The organism is Terriglobus sp. 2YAB30_2 (assembly GCF_052114765.1).
Taxonomy (GTDB): domain Bacteria; phylum Acidobacteriota; class Terriglobia; order Terriglobales; family Acidobacteriaceae; genus Terriglobus.
The window spans coordinates 97303-114650 of sequence record NZ_JBFRFJ010000013.1 but is presented as its reverse complement, the minus strand read 5'-3'; the positions used below and the strand labels follow the sequence as shown (position 1 = coordinate 114650).

Below are 17348 nucleotides of genomic sequence, written 5' to 3'. Positions count from 1 at the left end.
TAGCGGACTAGAGCATTTCTCTGTTGCTGGGTATCCCAAAAGGGCGTGCAGCGGCGTTTTCATTGCGGAAAACGCCCATAGATGCGGAAGCCCTACCCTACACCTACAGGGAAATGCTCTATGGTTTGGCAGGTTCGCCGGCTCCGGGTTGTGCATCGCCATAGGCGACTGGACCGGCTTCAGGCTCGATGCCTGCCTGTTTCATGACCTCCTGCGCCTCCTCGGGCCACTGGCCGTTGGTGATCAGATGGTCGTTGAGAATCAGGTCGTTCTGATAGTTGGTCCACATGCCGCCGATCTTGGTGCCGTCGTGCCAGTTGGAGTCGGCAGTGTTGTCGGGTGAGATGCGGAGCGGGTAGGCGGCTCTAACAGTGTTGATGTTCAGCCATTCGCTGTCGGGGTCCTGCACGACGTTCCGGCGAACCGTAATGTAGCGAGAACCCTCATCGAGATAGAGACCGATCATCTTGCTGTTGTCGAAGATGTAGTTTTCGGTGATCAGCGTACCAGGGCTGGCGGAGAGGTTATAGATGGCTCCCCCGTCGTGGAAGAAGCGCTTGGCTCCGTGGACACGGTTGCCGGCGACGACGGTGTCACGATGCGTGGTTGGCGTAGCGTAGACGAGATTGGCCTTCCAGTCATAGCCGTGCATCCGCACGCGGTAGTTGGGGTTTCCGCCGGCATCGTGCATCCCCCAGCCGTAGCCGATGTCGATGGCATCGTAGGGCACCTCGGAGATGTCGTTGTGCAGAATGATGGCCTGTGTGATGTAGGTGCTGAGAATCGCACTGTTGTCGCGGAAGGTCTTGCTGACCAGACGGATGCGATTGTTGCGGATGATGAGCTGGCGGTTCACCATCTCCGGGCGCCGAGGATGGTGAGCGTCGCGGCGAACGCCACCGGCAAGAATGGCGCCTCCGCCAAGGTCGGTGAAGACATTTGCGGTCACCGTAACATCGCCGGTTCCTAGGCCAATGCCGCTCAGCATGGCGTCGGCGTCGTTACCGATGCCAAGGGCGTATTGGCCGAGATGCGCGAAGACATTGCCATCGAAGGTGATGCGTTCTGCTGCAGAGACCTGCACGCTTGCCGGCATCTGCTGCCATTCGTTGCGTACGCTCTCGAACTCGGTGCAGCCGAATCTGCAGGTGCTGAGCGGATCGGCAGGATAGGCGATGGCGCGGCCCGTCAGGTACGAACCGCTCTGCTGGCTGGCATAGCCCTCGGAAGAAGAGGGACCCATCCAGGTAGTGTGCGAGAAACGAATGCCGCGGAAGCTCAGATTCCTGACCGGTGTGTCATAGCTGCCGCTGATGGAGAGCAGGACTGTCACCAGGGGAAGTTCGACATCGGCCTTAGCGACGTCGACGCCGGCTGCGGGCTTGAGATACAGCTTGCCTCGACGTGGATCGACGTCCCACTGCCCAGGCTCGGAGAGAAAGGCGAATGCATTGCTGAGATAGAGATGCGCAAGTTCCGGATGGTAGGGGAAGGCAAGGCTGTCGTATCCCCATAGGTTGTTGTCCCACGCAGGCTGCTGCATGACGATCTTCATCCCGTCAATGCGTGCAACCGGAGAGAAGCGTTCGGTGAAGAAGCCGGTACCGCTGACGAGAATGCGGGATGGGTCGGGAAGAGCGGCCAGATAGTTGTATTTGGCGTCGCGTAGCGTCAGCCCTTCGCGCGTAAACGTGACATCGGCTCTTGGAAGTTCGACGCGTGCGCGGGGCGCCAGATGGCCATCGACCCATAGATCGCTGCTGTCGGTTCCCACGGGTACGTCCGCAACCCAGATGTTTTTGGCGAGGTCGAAGACCTTCCATCCGGTAACTGCGATGCCGCCGGAGATCACAGGCTTTGCATCTTTCGATGCACGCCACACTACCTGATGGTCATTCTGCCCGCCATCCGCGGCATGGAAGACCAGCGGCTGGGTGATGCGGTACATCCCATCGCTTAGTTCCACCACGACATCGTGTTGGAGGTTGATCTCGCGTACGGCTGCCTCTGCGCGTTCGAAGGTACGGAACGGCTTGCCGGCTGAGCCGTCATTGCTGTCGTTGCCGTTCGGCGCGACGGAGAGAATGACGGCATCGGGAGCCAGCTTTTGAGCCAGGGCCATCGGGGCGCCTGCGGTCAGCAACAAGGTGATGGCGGTTATGGTTCGGTGCATCGTATGTGGACCTCTGCGCCGTCGTAGCGCACTGTTTCTGTTTTCATACCCGCATCGGTGTAGATATGAATCGTCAACTCGCGGGAAGCAGTCATCGTGGGGAAGCTTCCCTGGCGAGGCAAAATGGTCAATTGTTGTTGCGACTGATCCCAGCGGAGGCGGGTGAGGGCATACTCGCCGCGCTCGTAGGCGTAGCCATCGCCTGCATCTTCATAGAGCGTGAAGGTTCCATCGGCGCCGGGATAGACATGGACGGTGTATGGCGCATCAGAGAACTGGCCGACGAACTGCCGTACCGGACCCAGCACAAGGATGGAGCCGGAACGGACAAAGACTGGAATCGTCTCAAGCGGTGCATCAGCGTTGACCCACATTCCACCCGCGTAGGGCATGCCTGTCCAGAAGTCGAACCAATCGGACGGTGCGGGCAGATAGACCCGGCGGGTATGCCGGCGTCCTTCAAGTGGCCGCGATGAACGGTCGTAGTACATCGGCTCAGTTACCGGAGCAACGAGAAGGCAATCTCCCAGAAGGAAGGTATCGTCCACCTGTCGAGTAATAGGATCATCGGGGAACTCCAATGCAAGCGGGCGAAGCATCGGTGCACCGGTGCGGCAGACGGCAGCCATCAGGGAATAGAGATGGGGTACAAGGCGAGAGCGCAGCTGGATGATCGCTGCCAGCGCGTCATAGAAAGGTTCGCCCGGTTCGCCGAAACGCCAGATCTCACGCGCGGCATCGGTGCCATGAGAACGCATCATTGGAAGGAAACAGACATACTGCATCCAGCGAACGTAGAGCTCCCAGAACCCCTTATCGCGGCAGCCGGTGTCAGCGACGTCAGGCTGCAGAGTATCCATGGGAGTGAGGCCACGGCAGCCGTCGTTGTAATCGCCTCGCCAGAACCAGAGAGTGGGATCGTTGGCGACAAAGAACCCTCCAACGTCAGTCGTCCAGAAGGGCTCGCCGGTCGCGCAGAAGTTCACGCCTTCAGGGATACACCGCCGTAGCGTCTCCCAGGTGCCGCAGATATCGCCGTTCCAGGTGACGGTGCCATAGCGATGCTGGCCGGCGTAGGATGACCGCGTGAGGTTGAGTACGCGGCGATCTTCCGTGGCATTGCGCTGGCCATCGTAGATGCCTTGCGAGTGCAGAAGAGAAAAGCTATTGATGCGGGCTTCGTCGATGTATTTCTTTGCGGCATCAGTATTGATGCGCAGTCGGGTATGCGGTTCGGGTTTTACAGCGCCTGCCCAGTCCGCTTCAAAGGGTTCGGTACAGTCGCACCACCATGCATCGACGCCATGATCGAAGAGTCCACGTTTGGCCTGCCGCCAGTAGGTGGCTCGTGCCTCGTCGTCGAAAGCGTTGTAGGTCGATTGATTGCCGAGCACCTGGCCATTCTGCTGTAACTCGATCTGGTTATCGCATCCGCCGGTCATGATGGGCCAGATGGAGGCCATCAGTCGCACATCCATGTCGTGCAGCGCCTTGGTCATGCCGGATGGATCAGGGAAACGAATTGGGTCAAAGCTCTTCTGGCCCCAACCGGAGCCGTTGGGCCAGCTCTTCCAGTCCAGCACGATACAGTCGAGAGGAATCTCGCGTCTGCGGTATTCTCCGGCGACATCGAGGAGTTCTTCGGCATTAACGTAGCGTTCCTTAGACTGCACGTATCCCAGAGCCCACTTTGGCAGCATTGTGGGCTGGCCGGTTAGGGCGTAGTACTGCCCATAGAGCTTTTCGAGGGTGTCTCCGCTGAAGATGTAGTAGTCCAGTTCTGCGACGGTCTCCGCCCACCAGTAAGAGCCCAGGGCATCGTCGTGGAAGGTCATCAGCGATTCGCAGTCGAGCAGGACTCCGTATCCCCGCGATGAGATCAGTACCGGGACGACCGCCTTCATATTCTGCTGATACAGCTCGCGGTAACGGCCGCGAAGATTGCCGTATCCTTCTTCGTGCGATCCCAGACCGTACAGCGCTTCGTCGTCGGCGAAGGAGAACTCCAGCTTGGCCTCAAAGGCTTCGCGGTCGAAGAGGGTCTCGAAGGATTCCGCTGCTGCACGCGCGCCGTCGATGCTTTGGTCAGTGGCGATTGATTGTGTCGCGGAGAAGAAACTGCGATAGACCTTTTTGCGCGTCAGCCACTTGCCGCCCCGGCCAGGCTCTTTGAGAAGAACTTTGCCCCGGGAATCCGCTACTGTTAGAGCTCCGCTCGCTTTCGCGATCAAGACCTCGATCGCGTTTGTGGAGAGACGATAGAGCTCCTGCTCCTCCGCAATGTTGAAAGACACATCTTCGCGGGCTATGACGATGGCGGAGGTGCGCTCGGCAAAGGCGCTGTCTTCCGTGTACGTGACGCGGACCGTGGCTTCGGTCGGGAAGCGCAGACGAAGGCGGTGTGTGCCCGAGACGAAGATGGCATCGCCGTAATGGCGTTCAAACTGAAACATCAGATACCCGCACTCATGGCTACGGCCGCGGCGCGGCGCAGCTCAAGATCTTTGCGGATCTGCGGTTCCAGCCGCTCATACCGCTGGTAGAAGAGAACCGGAATGGTCGCCAGGGCATAGGCTATTGCCGGCAGCCATACAAAGCTGAGGCTGATGCCGTGCAAAGACGCTGCCGTCTGCTGGGCGTGCGGGATGTAGTGATAACGGTCCAGAATCCACGCGGGAATTGCACCACCAAGACCGCTACCCGCCTTCAGGCAGAAAGAGAAGCCGATAGCTGTAAGAAAGCCGGTTGCCCGAATGCCGCACCTCCATTCGCCGTAATCAACACTGTCGGAAAGAATGGTGAAGGGCATCGCCATCGCCGCGCCGCTGGCAAAGAAACCAAGCCCCCAGCCGGTCAATATGAGGGGTACGGAATGTGCGTGTGCTCCGGCTGCAAGCAGGAGTTGTCCTGCGACGCAGCCAAGCAGCCCTGCGGCCCACAAGTTGCGTTTCGATGTTTTGCGGCAGAGCCATGGAAGCAGGAAGACTGTTCCCAGAGAGACAAAGTCCAAACTGTTGGCGACGGAGATGAGGTCGCGGCGATGCAGCGTGTATTCAAAGAAGTATGGCGCGGCCGAGATGCGGGCGATGAAGGCGATCCAGAAGAAGAGGCCACTTGCGAAGGTGATCAGCCATGGATGGTTGCCACGGATCGCGCGCAGGCTTTCGCGCAGGGCGATCTTCCTGTGTTCTTCTACGACGGTCTCCCGCAGATTCCGAAATGCGGTCAGATAAAGTAGCACGGAGCCGATGGCGTAGAGGGACATGACAATCAAAAATCCCTTACGGTCATTACCGCCTCCAGCCCGATCCACCAGGCGCAGGACGGTCAGATTCACGAACAGGACAGCGAGCTTTGAGCCGAACATGCGGAAGGTGGTAAGCGTGACCCGCTCGCGGGATTCCGAAGTCAGCCCGGAGAGGATCGATGTGACCGGCGTATTAATACCCGTGTACAGGATGCTGCAGATGGCATAGGTAACACCCGCGTAGAGAACCTTCGCCGTTCCGCTGAGATGCGGCGTGAGGAAGGTAAGCACGCCAAAGATGGCGAACGGCCCACACAGCCATAGGAACCACGGCCTGCTCTTTCCAAGCGGACTATGGGTTCGGTCAAAGAGGATGCCCCACAGCGGCGCGTCCACCGCGTCCAGGCATCGGGTTGCCAGCAGAATGGTTCCCGCCGCAGCCGCGGAGATGCCGTACACATCGGTATAGAACTTCAGCAGGTAAAACGAGACGACGCAAAAGATGAGCTGGCCCGCGACTTCGCTGGCAGCATAACTTAGACGTGTCTTCAGCACACCCTTCTCCCTTTTCTTCTAGCGGCTACAAAGCATAAAGGCCGCTGACGGAGATTCGCCAGCGGCCCTTTATGCCGAAGACTAAGCTACCTTTTCCTTCGACGATTCGGGGAAGGGGCCGTATTGTTCCGGGGTATCGTCCGCGTGGTCGTAGATGTTTTTGCCATCCTTCAGAAATGGAGTGGCCATGGCCCAGGGCTTACCGTCCGGACGGTCGATCGGTGTTGCGCTGTACTGCGGCAGATAGATCCGCCGCATGTTGTTCGTCCTGTTCGGCCCGCTGCGATGGAAGACGTAGCTGTCGAAGGCGACGATGCTTCCGGCGGGCACGATGACTGCATCACCGGGGTCGTTGCCGGTATAGCCGATCAGGTCGTTGGTGCCGTCTTCTTTGGTGTGGTCGATGATGCTGTGCTGGGTTCCGCCACGCGAGTGGGGCAGCAGGTAGACGGTGCCGTTTTCTTCGCTGACGTCGTCCAGCGTGCACCAGCAGGTCACGTAGGGCTTGTGCTGGGTCGTCGGGTTGTACCACTTCACGTAGCCGGAGTCCTGGTGCCAGGCGAACTTCATACCCTGTTCGGCGCCCTTTACCACCCATTGTTCGTGGAAGAGATAGGCGTCAGGACCGACCGTGGCCGCTGCCACTTGTGCCATCAGATCGCTGAAGACGAAACGCCACAGGCGGGAGCTGAGACGGTAGCGGTTATTGATGAAGTATCTCTTGCCGCGGTGGCTGATGTTTTCCGTCTGAACGCCCTTGGCGTCCATCATGGAATCGTAGTAACCGAGGTAGTAAGAGCACTCCTCACGCAACATGCTCAGCATCTCCGGAGGAATGACTCCGGGCAGGATCATGTAGCCTTCTGTGCGGTACAGTTCGCGTTGTTGTTCCGTAATGATCGCCATACGCATTGCAATCTACGTAGTAGAGATTACCTTTGGCTTCTCATTTTTGAAATTAGTTGTTATCGTATTTTGTCGTAGCGATCACTGTCATGCGCGAGCGCCTGCAAATTCGTCCGGAATTCGATGGAAACGTCTGGCTGTACCACAACCTGGGCTGGACTAACCGGCGGCACCACCATGCCGAGCTGGAGCTCAACATCGTCACCCGGGGAACGGGCAGTTATCTTCTGGGGAGCCGGAAATATCAGATTCGGAGCGGCGATCTGATCTGGCTGTTCCCGACGCAGGAGCATGTGCTCTTTGAAGAGTCGGCAGATTTTGAGATGTGGATTGCTGTCTTCAAGCGGCGCGCCGTCAAGCGTTTCGCAATCGACGAGTTCAGTGCCCCGTTGCTGAAACTCACCCGCGAGGGCGAGTGCTGCCGCCGTCTGACATCGCAGGAATTGTCGCGTATGGAGGCCCATTGCGCCGATCTGCTGGCAGGAGCAAAGCAGCCCGGATTTCTGAATGCCGGCCTCAGCTATCTGTTGCTTTACGGCTGGCAGTGTTTTGAGCGGGCGGGCACGGTGCCGGTACGTGACGTGCATCCCGCTGTGGAGCGGGCCGCCCGCCTGCTGCGCGACGAGGACAATACGTTGAACCTCGATGAATTGGCGCGGCGGTCTGGACTTTCGGCGGCACGGCTCAGCCGCTTGTTTAAGCAGCAAACCGGCTTTGCGATGGTTGATTTCCGCAATCGTCAGAGGATCGATCGTTTTCTGGATATCTATGGTAACGGGCAACGGCAGACGATGCTCGACGCCGCCCTGGAGGCTGGGTTCGGTAGCTATCCCCAGTTTCATCGCGTCTTCCGGCGAATCATGGGGTGCGCTCCAGGAGAATATCGCCGTGGTGATGCGAGCTGACAGACGGCAGGTAGCCAACGGTTCCTGACGGCATTGCACTGTTCATCGTGATGGCCAAGCTGGCACAATGGTGCTGTCTGAACCGACCTTGCAATGGCAGAGAACTCCGGCTCAACCTTGTCCCGCTTGACGCATAGGCTTTTGCTGGTTGCCCTACTGGCTGTGGTGACCGCGACCTACGCGAACCACTTTCACAACGGCTTCCACTTCGACGACGCTCACGCCGTTGTCGATAATCCCTCTGTCCGCAGTCTTACCAATCTGCCCCGTTTCTTCAGCGATGCAACCACGTTTAGCGTATTGCCGGCAAACCGTACCTACCGCCCGTTTGTTTCGGCATCGCTGGCTTTGGACTACGCGCTTGGCCGCGGGTATGTGCCCTTCTGGTTCCACTTCTCTACCTTTATCGTCTTCCTGCTGCAGCTTACGGGAATGTATCTGTTCTATGTAGCCGTACTAAGGCGGATCCGGCCTGCGGCGGAGTATGAGACCGGCAACCGGATCGCATCCCTTCTGGCGGTAGCCTGGTATGGACTTCATCCCGCGATTGCGGAGACTGTTAACTACATCATTCAGCGGGGCGATGTCTTCAGCACTGCCGGAGTTGTGGCGGCACTTGCCCTCTATGCTCGTTTTCCAAGGATCCGCAGGCGCGGGCTGTATCTGCTCCCGTTCGCCATCGGACTTCTCAGTAAGCCACCGGCCGTTGTCTTTCCGTTTCTGCTATGGCTCTATGTAGCATTCTTCGAGCCAGCCCGCGAACGCAGGTTGTATCGCTCTTTCCTGGCCGCTCTTCCATCGCTGGCGGTCTGTATCGTGCTTCTGATCTTCGAGTCGTTGATGACACCGAAGAGCTATGCACCTTCGATCCTGTCGGCAGCCGACTACCGGATGACGCAGCCGTTCGTACTGCTGCGTTATTTCGGTTCGCTCTTTCTACCGCTTCATCTGAATGTCGATACCGATCTGACGGCTTTTCATACCTTTAATGCGGCTGCCCAGGCTGGCTTTCTGTTTGTCATCGCGATTTTTATTGCCGGTTGGCTTGCTGCGCGAAAAGAATCGACACGGCCGATTGCGTTTGGACTTTTCTGGTTCCTGATCACCTCCGTGCCCACCTCGTTCTATGTCCTGTCAGAGGTGGAGAATGACCATCGGATGTACTTCCCCTTTGTGGGACTGGTGTTTGCCGTTGTCTGGTCGCTCTGGCTGGCATTTGAGTCTCAGCTGCAACGTATGTCGCAGCTTCAGGCCACCCGTCACGTTGCGTTTGCCGGTGTCCTGGTGCTGCTGGCGGCGTATGCATTCGGAACATATCAACGGAACAGGGTCTGGCGTACCGATGAGTCTCTCTGGAAAGATGATGTTGCGAAGAGTCCTCACAATGGCCGCGGGCTGATGAACTATGGGCTTACGCAGATGGCCAAGGGCGCCTATCCCGAGGCCCTGGATTCGTTTCAGCGAGCGTTGCTCTATACGCCTGATTACTCGACGCTGGAGATCAACCTGGGCGTACTCTATGGCGTCATGTTCCAGGCGAAAGAAGCGGCGCAGCATTTTCAACGAGCGATTCAATTGGCCCCCGGTAGCGATGAGTCTCATTATTTCTATGGGCGCTGGCTCTATCAGAGTGGAGATCTGCCGTCTGCCGTCCGCGAATTGGAGACCGCAACGCGCTTGAATCCATCCAGGCAGGCTGCGCAGTCGCTGCTCACGGTTGCACAGGCGACCGGCAATACGGTGAACTACTGGGTGGATGCATCGCTCTATCAGTATCGAAGCGGTAATTACGCGGCATGCATTGCAGATGCCCAGAAGGCGTTGGACATCCAACCTAATACGGCGCCGGCGTATAACAATATCGGCGCAGCCTATGCTGCGCTACAGCAATGGGATCTCGCTATTCAGAATGAGCGTGAAGCCTTGCGCATCGATCCTTCGTTCGCCGTGGCGAAGAATAATCTAGAGGCCTACACGCGGCAGGTCGCACCGTCTTCTCCCAAGACGGCTGAGGATTGGCTGAATCTTTCGCTGCATGACAATCAAGCCGGCCTCTTTCAGAAGAGCATTCAGGATGCGCGCGAGGCGCTCAAGCTACGTCCAGATTATGCGGAAGCGTACAACAATATCGCGGCAGGGTACGAGGGACTCCACGACTGGGACCGTGCGATTGAAGCTGCGCAGAAGGCAGTGAGCCTGAAGCCCGATTTTCAATTGGCAAAGAACAATCTCGCCTGGGCGCAGCAACAACGCAGTGTTCAGCCGCGTTGATCGTTTCCGAAGACAAGCAGCCGCTGTGCTGAGAAGCTCAGGAGAAAGAGCACACTCTCGACAAGGATCTTGGTGAGGACGACGTTCCAGCCAAACCCCTCAGAGAGTCCACGAATGCCTTCATACGAGATGGCTGCCAGCAGAATCGCCAGAAGGTAGTAGCGCCACAGAGTCGAGGCGACTGATCGATGGCTCTGAAAGACGAGCTTTCGGTTCAATGCAAAGTTAACGAGAGAACTCAGCCGTCCGGCGATCATGGCAGTGAGCACGTTGTGTGTCAGCCAGAAAGCAAAGGTAAAGAACACCAGATCGAGACCCGCGGAGATAAGCGACGACGCGAAGAAACGCAGCAGCACAAAATAGATGCGCATCGAATCGCGAAGAGGCTGAAAGCTGGAGGAGCGATTCCCGTCGATATAGATCGTTTGAATCGGGATTTCGACAGGGTAAATACCTTTTGAGCTCAGGTGAGCGAGCACGGTCATCTCGTATTCGTAACGCTCCCCTGGAAGAGCCAGAAGCTCGGGCAGCAGTGCCGAGGAAAAGGCACGTAGTCCGGTCTGTGTATCGGTGACCTTGTGCCCGCTGAAAAAATGAAAGACGACTCGGGTCAAACTATTGCCTAATCGGCTGCGAAGCGGAACATCGCCGGCGAAGGCGCGGCAGCCCAAAACCGCTGTTCGCGGACGAGTGCCCAGGGCCTCTGCGACGCGCACAATGTCGCTTACCGTATGCTGGCCATCTGCATCGGCAGTAATCAAGCCTGAGAAGCCGGTCAGCTTGTCGAGAAAGAAGTTGATGCCTGTCTTCAGGGCTCGTCCTTTGCCAAGATTGACGGCGTGGCGCAGGAGATGAACCTGAGGGATCTGCTGCAACGCAGCGAAGGCGGGATGGTCCGTGGCGGACATGCCGTCATCGACGACAATAATCGCCCCAAACCCCGCTTCGCTGAGTTCGTGAATCATGGGGGCAAGACCAGGCTCCAGCCGGCGCGCGGGTACAAGGACAGCCATCTGTGTAAGATCGGCCGCGGTCATTTGGTCTCGGGTTTCCTCGGTGTGGGCGTTTGCCGTTGTTTCGCAATCTCCTCATTTGCCCATGCGATGTTGTTCTGTGCGAGGGCGAGGGTGGGATTCAATTGCAAGGCCTTTCTGAACCAGTCCAGCGCCTGCTTCGGGTCGTGCTGGAACATGTAGGCGGTACCAATATTGTTGGCAGCCAGTGGACCCTGTGTGTCATGTGGAGGAACGCGCCGCCACGCGGCGATGGCCTGAGCGTAGTCGCCGAGATGGAGCAAATTGAGGCCCTCTTCCAGATAGAAAGCTGAGTCTCTTTTGGCAGGCGCGGTCTGCTCCTGATCGGCCAGAATCTTTTGCGTTTTACGAACCTCACCTTGCGCCCATGCGAGATTATTGCGAGCCAACTGGAAGTCCGGTTGTATGGCGAGCGCTTTTCCGCAGTCCTGGATGGCAATGTTGTAAGACATCAGCATCGTGTTGGCTGCGCAAAGATTGTTCCAGGCGACGGCATTCCGCGGATCTGATGCGACCACTGATTCCAGGAGAGGAATCGCCTTACCGGGCTGATTGGCTTGGATCAGGTGAAGGGCCTGGTCGATGCGAGCAGCGACGGATTCAGACATTGGATCGGTGGGAGCACTCTTTGGCGCGAGACGGAGTTCCTGGGTTGAAGCCTGTGTCCGGTCTGGGAAGAGGTAATAGCCGGTGAGGTAGTATGCCGGCCATACGAGTAAGACAGCGGCCACGGCGAGAGCACGCAGCCACTCGGAGTTCCACGAACCGAATTTGCCGGGTGTGTTCATATCCGAGGGAACGTTGCCATCCTTATCTTGGATTGGAAGCGGCAGGCTGAGCCGGAGGCTCGCCGAGAACCGGTCTCAACGCGAGGTCCTGCATCCCTGTATTGAGCAGGGAGTCGCGGGCGAAGTTTACGTCGCGTAATGCTGCTACTCCGAGGACGACACTTAGGATGCCCCATGCAAGCGGACTGCCGAGCGGTCGCATCATGCGATGGAGCTGTACGGTTATCCAGCCGCATCCTGCACCGGAAAGCGTACAAAGCGCGGAGTAGATGGGAGCGGTGTACCGCAGGTTCATCCGCTCGGAGACGATCTGTGCCAGCAGCAACACGATGCAGTATCCCGCGAGTACCAATGGCAGACCTGCCGCGCTCAGGCTTCGGAACGTTACAGCGCGGTAGATCGCGATCACCATACCTGCAAGTGCGCCGAGAGCCACCAGGGGGCAAACTCGAACGATGGCTGCGGGCAACATCCAGGCTGGACCCACGCTATAGGTTTGGTCGTATACATTCATGGCGGAGACGTTCTCTGCAATCCGCTGAAGGGCCATATATTTTCCCAGCCCCCCGAAGATGGATGCCAGGATGGCTGCCGTGACCATCATTGCCGCACCCAAGCTTACCGCGGTGCCAACAACCGTGGCACGATCTTTTCGTAGAATTGCCGCTCCTAACAGGCCCATCGTGCAGAGCAGGAAGGCGATGCCGATGTTCTCCTTGGTCGTGAGCGACAGTACGCCGCCGATGATGAAGGCGACATACGCACACAGGCGCGGCAAGCCACGTAATCTCGGAAGCTCGACTGCTAAAACAAGCAAAATGGTTGCGAGCAGCGAGATGATGGCTTCCTGCCAGGCTCGCCGCCCGGTCATCAACTCAAATGGAAGAACGGCATAGAACAGGACTGCGATCACTGCCGCTGTGGGTGAGAGATTGCGGCACGTAGCGAAGGCTACGAGGATCAGGGTCGCAATACTCGCGAGGAGTGAAACCTGCGCGCCGGCGAGTACCGTGCGGTTTCCGGTTATGCCCATATATCCCGCGAGGATTCCGAGATACCCAACACGCACCGGGGATGGAGCCATGCCGACTTCCATCGGGTTGCGAACGAGTTCCCCGCCGAGCATGCGAAGGCCGGAGAAACCCTGTTCCAGCAGGACGTTTGCCTGCCGCGTATAGGTTCTCTCGTCAGGGCTGCGAGCGATCCCAGGCTCAAAAGAAGAAACGCGAAGCAGGATTCCGGCACACACGATGACGAAGATCAGCCAGCCGGTAACGGATGAGATCTTTGCGTCCCGATCATCGGCACGAACCTCGGCGGGCGGAGTTGCCTGCAACGGCCCGGAGGGGGAACGCTGGCTCTTGTCGATAGGCATCGTGCGGTGTGCAGCCTCTGGCCCTGGAATCGAATACGTCAGCCATTATCACCCAGGTCCGGCTACATTCTCCCGATGCCGCAGCAGAGCGCATTGGGATCCGGAGTTTGATTATGCCTTGGCTTCTCTCGGGAATGCTTTGTTGACAGCCATCAGTTGATCGAGAAAGACATCCCGGATGGTCCCGTCAAGCGCCACCGGGACATCCCAGGTGACGGAGCCACCGGCGTTCAGGATATTTCCCGTGAAAGCCACCACCTGCTCGGAAGTGAAGCGGGGTGCACCGGAGCCCCACTTCTCGCCGAGAAAGCTGAGCATTTGGAGCTGTGTTCCATCAACCTGCCCCTTTTCGGCTCGGCGGATGGCGACAAGTTCTGGTTTGTCGATCTCTCCGGCAGTGAAATCTTCTTCAGGAGTTACCGATAGAAAGCGATAGAGCACGCCGGGATTGAATGAGACGCAGGAAGCAGCATTTCCGGCCCGGGCGGCTGCTGCGAAGCTGGTGAAGTTGGGTGCGTCTGCGCTGCGATACATCGTATTTGGGAAGTAGCAACCATCGAACCACCAGCCGGAGACCTTCTGTCCCCACCGGCGAGACCACTCCTCAATAATCTGCTGCCACTTGCGTTGGAAGTTCTTGTTCGCATGTGGCCCGTTTGCCCACTCCAGAGCCGCAACGGCGGCCTTGTCCTGCGCGGGTGCACCGGAAGGCAGGTACACCATTAATTTGATGTCATGCCGGCTGAGCGGCTCATAAAGGTCGGCTACCAGGTCGCGATGCGAGCAATTACTCGGACTGTTACCCACAATCCTGTCATAGGCTGCGTTGGGTGAGAGATAGTAGCCGGAGTTCTGGCCGATGCTGATCTGATAGCGTCCCGCGCCGACGGAATGGAGACGTTTTGCCATCGCCTCTACATCGAACCCATTTACCAGCTTGTTCCAGAGCTCGACGGTCATCTCAAGCTTGTGATCGCGCGCCTGCCAGTCTGACAGATAGTGCGTCATCACTCCCCAGCGGTAACGCTGGTCCTGCATCCATGAGGCCCGGCCGGTGAGAGGGGCAGCTTCTTTTTGTGCCGGCTGTGAGGCATGGAGCGACAGTGATCCTGCAGCAAGGGCAGCACCGCTGCTTACGAGGAAGTTACGGCGCGTGATGTCCATCTTGCTCCTTTGCGGACGTTATGAATCAACGCGGGTGAACTGACCCACTATGGACCCCATGTAGATTGCCCGTCAATCCTCCTGTGAAAAATATATTTCACAAGTGAAATTATGGCGTGATAGGCTGTGTGCGCTCAGAAGAGTAAGGAGTTGTGTGTGCGCATGATGTTCCGCGTTCGAGGTGCTATGGGTATGCGAGGTTTTGTCCGGTCCGTCTGCTGTTCGTCCGCCATGGTTCTGGCGCTGCATGCTGTGGGGTACGCGCAGCACATGACGCCGGATGAAGCGCAGCGGCAACTGGATACAGGCAATGAGCCGATGAAGGTCGGCGATGCCGCTCCTAAGGATGCCGCCGCCGTCAAAGATGCGACTTCAGGCTGGTATGCAGCCTCGCTGGAGACGAGGGAGCAGCGGCTGGAATGGTGGAGGGAGGCCCGCTTTGGCTGCTTTGTCCACTGGGGCGCCTACTCCGTTCTGGGGGGAGAGTGGAAGGACCGTCCGAACCCTGGATATGCAGAGCACATCATGCGGGTGAACCGCATTCCGGTTGAGACCTACAAAAACGAAGTTGCGGCCAGATTCCATCCGGATGCATACGACGCAAAATCGTGGGTACGGCAGATGAAGGCCGCCGGTATGCGGTATGTCATCATCACGTCGAAGCACCACGACGGGTTCGCGATCTGGCCTTCGGAGGTGAACAAGTACAACATCCGCGATGTTGCGCACTTCCAGCGTGATCCTTTGAAAGAGCTTGTGGATGCTGCCCGGGCAGAAGGTCTGCACGTCGGCTTCTATTACTCGCATGCCTTCGATTGGGAAGACCCCAATGCTCCAGGGAACGACTGGGACTATACGAATCCCGCCGGCGATAAGGGACTCTTTGGTGGGCTCAACTGGTACAACGCCCATCCGGAGCTGGTTGCCAAAGTTGATAAGTACATCGATGGAAAAGCGATTCCCCAACTGAAAGAGCTCATTGCCAGATATCACCCGGACATCCTCTGGTTCGATACCCCCAGCAAGCTGCCTTTCTACGAGCAGGCGAGGATTGTGAAGGCGGTCCGCGAGGCTGATCCCAATGTGGTGATCAACGGACGCGCCGCACGGACCAAAGGCGTGAATCTCGGAGACTACCTGGACACGGCCGATCGTCCTGAGGAATTGCGGCCGACTCCGGGAGACTGGGAGGCAATTCCGACAACGAACGAGTCGTACGGTTACGACAAGCTGGACCCGGTTCATAAGCCGGTACCGTACTTCATCCAATTGCTGGCGAAGACCTCCGCAAAGGGCGGCAACATTCTGTTGAACATCGGACCGAAGGGAGACGGAACCATCGACCGGCCGGACGCGGAGATCCTGGCTGGTATCGGAAAGTGGATGGCGGTGAATGGAGAAAGCATTCACGGTACGGAAAGGACTCCCTTGGACCGGCAGGCTTGGGGGGATTCCACCGTTAAAGGAAATACCTTGTACCTGCACGTCATGAACTGGCCGTCCGACGGAAAGCTTGTGGTTGGAGGGCTAACCTGCAAGGTGACGGAGGCCTATCTGCTGAGCGATAGCGCAAAGCATTCCTTGAAGACCGCGGTGGAAGGAAACGACCTGCTGGTGCATGTTCCGGCAACAGCTCCGGACCCGGTCGATACCGTAATCGTGCTCAAGACCGATGGTCCTGTTCGTGGGCAGATGGGACGGCTACTGCAGGCGACGTCAGGGCCGAACCGGCTTCTGGGCTTCGATGCTGCCTCGCATGGAAATGGCTTTGTCTACGGCGACGGTAAGACCGCACAGTACTTCGTGGATGGGCTGGAGAAAGCGGGGAACTCTCTGACCTGGAACGTCCGTTCGGACAAGCCGCGGCGGTATGAGGTTGAGGTGAAGTACTCGACCCCGAAGGGCTCCAATCCCACAGGAGAAAAGTTCGTGGTCAAGATGGGCGACCATGTTCTGACCGTTCCCATGGAAGCGACCCCCGGTCCGAAGCAGATCAAGACCGCAAATGCCGGAACATTTGAGATCGCATCAGGAAACCTGCAGGACATCACCGTTACCGCGGAAGGGTCTGCGGAACCCGTGCATTTCTTTGAGTTGAATCTGAAGCCGGTGAAGTAGAAGAAACCGGGCCTGGTCGTTGCAGAGCCTTGCGGGGCTGTGATGACCAGGCTAGAGCATTTCCCTGTTGCTGGGTAGCCCGGAAGGGAAGTGCAGCGGCGTTTCCATTGCGGAAAACGCCCATAGATACGGAAGCCCTACTCTACACCGACAGGGAAAATGCTCTATTCCTTTTTCTCCCTGAATCTTTTCGCTTTCAGCCGGTTGCCGCACAGCTTCATGTCGCACCATCGTCTTGAGCGGTTCTTACTGATATCGAGAAACAGCCAGCGGCACTCCTGGTTGCTGCATGCTTTGAGCGTGCTCATGTGATTGGACGTCAGCAGCGTTACAGCTTCGACGGAGAGCTTCCAGAGTGGGAGCTCTATTGCATCTGCCGATTTTGGGCTCCACATCCATACCAAACGGTTCTCCTGCCGCCCCAGTTCCCGTTCGCGCTGGGCGGACGCCACATAGGCGTGCAGGGTGGCAACGGCTGCCGCCGCAGGAGATTGCAGGTCCAGAATGTCGTAGAGGATGGCTGCGAGCGTCTCTCGTAACCTTCTGCTTGCGGTCAACACTTGCTGTCCTGCGCCTGGAGTCCCATTTGCGCGGATGCGGGAGACCTCCGAGCGGTTCAACAAGCCGCACTGGGCGGTAAACCGCAGAAGATCTCCATAGTCTTTGATCAGTTCTTCCGCTCCCGACGGCCGAAAGCGCCAGTCAAGCGTATTCACGAAATCGAGGATCGGATGTCCGCCGACCATCTGGAAAGGGACATGTCCTGATTTTTTCTCTGAACCCGGTGCCTGCACGAAGATATCGTACCTCTG

The 17348-nt window shown here is 57.9% G+C and carries 12 protein-coding genes; 3 read left to right on the top strand and 9 right to left on the bottom strand.

From position 1 onward, the window contains the following. Nucleotides 1-118: 118 nt before the first annotated feature. The 4 genes from AB4Y89_RS18315 to AB4Y89_RS18300 all read right to left on the bottom strand — a co-directional run bounded on the left by AB4Y89_RS18315 (nucleotide 119) and on the right by AB4Y89_RS18300 (nucleotide 6881). Nucleotides 119-2173, bottom strand: a complete 2055-nt coding sequence (locus tag AB4Y89_RS18315) for a hypothetical protein (RefSeq protein WP_442302382.1) — start codon at nucleotides 2171-2173, stop codon at nucleotides 119-121. Beyond that, the gene (locus tag AB4Y89_RS18310) at nucleotides 2158-4626 is read right to left on the bottom strand and encodes a glycoside hydrolase family 31 protein (RefSeq protein WP_442302381.1); all 2469 of its coding nucleotides are present in this window, start codon (nucleotides 4624-4626) and stop codon (nucleotides 2158-2160) included. The genes AB4Y89_RS18315 and AB4Y89_RS18310 overlap by 16 nt, the downstream gene beginning before the upstream one ends. Then, nucleotides 4626-5975, bottom strand: coding sequence for an MFS transporter (locus AB4Y89_RS18305; RefSeq protein ID WP_442302380.1), 1350 nt, complete (start codon nucleotides 5973-5975; stop codon nucleotides 4626-4628). Before AB4Y89_RS18305 ends, AB4Y89_RS18310 begins: the two co-directional genes overlap by 1 nt. 81 nt (nucleotides 5976-6056) lie before the next feature. Continuing rightward, nucleotides 6057-6881 carry a phytanoyl-CoA dioxygenase family protein gene (locus AB4Y89_RS18300; RefSeq protein WP_442302379.1) on the bottom strand — a complete coding sequence of 275 codons (825 nt, stop codon included), beginning with the start codon at nucleotides 6879-6881 and terminating at the stop codon, nucleotides 6057-6059. Nucleotides 6882-6937: 56 nt separating this feature from the next. On the opposite strand from AB4Y89_RS18300, the gene AB4Y89_RS18295 reads away from it, so the two are divergent. Both AB4Y89_RS18295 and AB4Y89_RS18290 read left to right on the top strand, forming a co-directional pair. Next, nucleotides 6938-7786, top strand: coding sequence for a helix-turn-helix domain-containing protein (locus tag AB4Y89_RS18295; RefSeq protein WP_442302378.1), 849 nt, complete (start codon nucleotides 6938-6940; stop codon nucleotides 7784-7786). Nucleotides 7787-7879: 93 nt separating this feature from the next. Then, nucleotides 7880-10057 (top strand): tetratricopeptide repeat protein, encoded by a 2178-nt coding sequence (locus AB4Y89_RS18290; protein ID WP_442302377.1) that lies wholly within the window; start codon nucleotides 7880-7882, stop codon nucleotides 10055-10057. On the opposite strand, the gene AB4Y89_RS18285 is transcribed toward AB4Y89_RS18290, so the two are convergent. From AB4Y89_RS18285 to AB4Y89_RS18270, 4 genes are all read right to left on the bottom strand, one after another. Then, nucleotides 10045-11094: a glycosyltransferase gene (locus tag AB4Y89_RS18285; RefSeq protein ID WP_442302376.1), complete on the bottom strand. Its 1050-nt coding sequence runs from the start codon at nucleotides 11092-11094 to the stop codon at nucleotides 10045-10047. The two genes, AB4Y89_RS18290 and AB4Y89_RS18285, sit on opposite strands and share 13 nt — an antisense overlap. Continuing rightward, nucleotides 11091-11879: a tetratricopeptide repeat protein gene (locus AB4Y89_RS18280; protein ID WP_442302375.1), complete on the bottom strand. Its 789-nt coding sequence runs from the start codon at nucleotides 11877-11879 to the stop codon at nucleotides 11091-11093. Before AB4Y89_RS18280 ends, AB4Y89_RS18285 begins: the two co-directional genes overlap by 4 nt. 22 nt (nucleotides 11880-11901) lie before the next feature. After that, nucleotides 11902-13254, bottom strand: coding sequence for a hypothetical protein (locus AB4Y89_RS18275; protein ID WP_442302374.1), 1353 nt, complete (start codon nucleotides 13252-13254; stop codon nucleotides 11902-11904). Between the two features lie 111 nt (nucleotides 13255-13365). Beyond that, entirely contained in the window at nucleotides 13366-14418 is a 1053-nt protein-coding gene (locus AB4Y89_RS18270) for a hypothetical protein (protein WP_442302373.1), read from the bottom strand. A 192-nt stretch (nucleotides 14419-14610) separates the two neighbouring features. Here AB4Y89_RS18270 and AB4Y89_RS18265 point away from each other — a divergent pair, with 192 nt between their 5' ends. After that, on the top strand, nucleotides 14611-16536 hold the full coding sequence (locus tag AB4Y89_RS18265; RefSeq protein ID WP_442302372.1) for an alpha-L-fucosidase: 1926 nt from the start codon (nucleotides 14611-14613) through the stop codon (nucleotides 16534-16536). A gap of 164 nt (nucleotides 16537-16700) precedes the next feature. On the opposite strand, the gene AB4Y89_RS18260 is transcribed toward AB4Y89_RS18265, so the two are convergent. Then, nucleotides 16701-17282, bottom strand: coding sequence for a CGNR zinc finger domain-containing protein (locus AB4Y89_RS18260; protein ID WP_442302371.1), 582 nt, complete (start codon nucleotides 17280-17282; stop codon nucleotides 16701-16703). Between the last annotated feature and the right edge of the window lie 66 nt (nucleotides 17283-17348).

What these genes read in the sequence shown, in the direction of transcription:
- AB4Y89_RS18260 (WP_442302371.1), bottom strand. Translation starts at nt 17,282, where the DNA reads ATGGTCGGCGGACATCCGATCCTCGATTTCGTGAATACGCTTGACTGG.
- AB4Y89_RS18285 (WP_442302376.1), bottom strand. Translation starts at nt 11,094, where the DNA reads ATGACCGCGGCCGATCTTACACAGATGGCTGTCCTTGTACCCGCGCGC.
- AB4Y89_RS18280 (WP_442302375.1), bottom strand. Translation starts at nt 11,879, where the DNA reads ATGAACACACCCGGCAAATTCGGTTCGTGGAACTCCGAGTGGCTGCGT.
- AB4Y89_RS18265 (WP_442302372.1), top strand. Translation starts at nt 14,611, where the DNA reads ATGCGAGGTTTTGTCCGGTCCGTCTGCTGTTCGTCCGCCATGGTTCTG.
- AB4Y89_RS18275 (WP_442302374.1), bottom strand. Translation starts at nt 13,254, where the DNA reads ATGCCTATCGACAAGAGCCAGCGTTCCCCCTCCGGGCCGTTGCAGGCA.
- AB4Y89_RS18310 (WP_442302381.1), bottom strand. Translation starts at nt 4,626, where the DNA reads ATGTTTCAGTTTGAACGCCATTACGGCGATGCCATCTTCGTCTCGGGC.
- AB4Y89_RS18300 (WP_442302379.1), bottom strand. Translation starts at nt 6,881, where the DNA reads ATGGCGATCATTACGGAACAACAACGCGAACTGTACCGCACAGAAGGC.
- AB4Y89_RS18270 (WP_442302373.1), bottom strand. Translation starts at nt 14,418, where the DNA reads ATGGACATCACGCGCCGTAACTTCCTCGTAAGCAGCGGTGCTGCCCTT.
- AB4Y89_RS18290 (WP_442302377.1), top strand. Translation starts at nt 7,880, where the DNA reads ATGGCAGAGAACTCCGGCTCAACCTTGTCCCGCTTGACGCATAGGCTT.
- AB4Y89_RS18315 (WP_442302382.1), bottom strand. Translation starts at nt 2,173, where the DNA reads ATGCACCGAACCATAACCGCCATCACCTTGTTGCTGACCGCAGGCGCC.